Source organism: Mesorhizobium sp. M7A.F.Ca.CA.004.04.2.1 (genome assembly GCF_004022825.1).
GTDB lineage: Bacteria > Pseudomonadota > Alphaproteobacteria > Rhizobiales > Rhizobiaceae > Mesorhizobium.
Map to the genome: position 1 here is coordinate 1 of NZ_RZPH01001336.1, position 1,284 is coordinate 1,284.

Annotated in this window: 1 protein-coding gene and 1 pseudogene; one reads left to right on the plus strand and one right to left on the minus strand. The window is 61.0% G+C overall.

All coding sequences use genetic code 11. The features are described 5' to 3' along the window. Positions 1 to 549, minus strand: a pseudogene (locus EN893_RS34335) (NAD-glutamate dehydrogenase domain-containing protein); the annotation flags it as partial. Positions 550 to 685: 136 nt separating this feature from the next. Between EN893_RS34335 and EN893_RS34340 the strand changes: the two are divergent. After that, positions 686 to 1,249 (plus strand): peroxidase-related enzyme, encoded by a 564-nt coding sequence (locus EN893_RS34340; RefSeq protein ID WP_127269517.1) that lies wholly within the window; start codon positions 686 to 688, stop codon positions 1,247 to 1,249. The last annotated feature ends 35 nt before the right edge of the window (positions 1,250 to 1,284 follow it).

Here is a 1,284-nt window from a genome sequence, read left to right on the forward strand (position 1 = left end):
GTCGTGAACGGCGGCATGAACCTGGCCAAGGATCTTGCGCAGCCGCTCGCTCAATCCGCTCGCCTGCTCGGATGTCACCCGCGGGATGTGGACATGGATGACGCTAAGCCGGTCGTGGCTGCCATCGTCCTTGGCGAAATTGCCGTCGCCGAGGATTTCTTCCACGCCGCCCTTGCCGTGGCGCACCACGATAACCGGATGGGTGACCAGGGTCGGTTCGCCCGATGTCTCGGTGATCTCGCCGAGGATGGAATCGAACAGGAACGGCATGTTGTCGTTGACGACCGTGACAACCGTCATCGGGCGGCCGTCTCGCACAACGCCCGAATCGGCATCGACGGCGACGACGCACTCGCCTTTCCTGTGAGTGGCGACTGCCTGGCCGGCGAGATCGGCAGCCCGCTCCAGGTCGGCCACATCGTAGGGAGCAATGTCTTCAGCTGGCGCGCGGGCGAGCAGATAGTCTGCAAGCCTGGCCGGCCTTTCCTCCGCTTTAATCGCTGCCGTGGCTTTTTTCTTCGGCTTGCTCGCGGATTTCACGCTGGCCATGACGCACGTCCCTCCCGTCGAATGCTTTTACGAATATGGTAGCAGATGACCGCTGTTTGGCGACAAAGGTTTGACGGCTTGCCAAGAATTATCGGAATTTGGCGACAAGATGCCGCGCAACGAGGAGAAATGACCCATGACCGGCAAAATCAGCGCGCTTGATCTTGGCCAGGGAGAGCTGAGCGAGGCGACAAAAACCTATTTCGCCAAATGCGAGGAGAAGCTCGGCCTCGTCCCCAACGTGCTCAGGGCCTATGCCTTCGACGACAGAAAGCTGCGCGCCTTCACCGACATGTACAACGATTTGATGCTGGGTGAGTCCGGGCTGACCAAGCTGGAACGCGAGATGATCGCGGTCGCCGTCTCCTCGATCAATCATTGCTACTATTGCCTGACCGCGCATGGCGCGGCGGTGCGCCAGCTCTCCGGCGACCCGCCGCTCGGCGAAATGATGGTGATGAATTTCCGCGCCGCCGATCTTTCGCCCAGGCAGGTGGCAATGCTCGAATTCACCGTCAAGCTGACGCAAGAGCCGGCCAAGATCGTCGAGGCAGACCGGGCCGCGCTGCGTCAGGCCGGCTTCACCGATCGCGACATCTGGGACATCGCCTCGACCGCTGCCTTCTTCAACATGTCGAACCGCGTGGCCGCGGCAATCGACATGCGCCCGAACGACGAATACCACGCCATGGCACGGTGAATTTGCTTGCTTCTCCCCTTTTTACGGGGAGAAGA

Coding starts and splice junctions, on each gene's coding strand:
- EN893_RS34340 (WP_127269517.1), top strand. CDS start 686: ATGACCGGCAAAATCAGCGCGCTTGATCTTGGCCAGGGAGAGCTGAGC.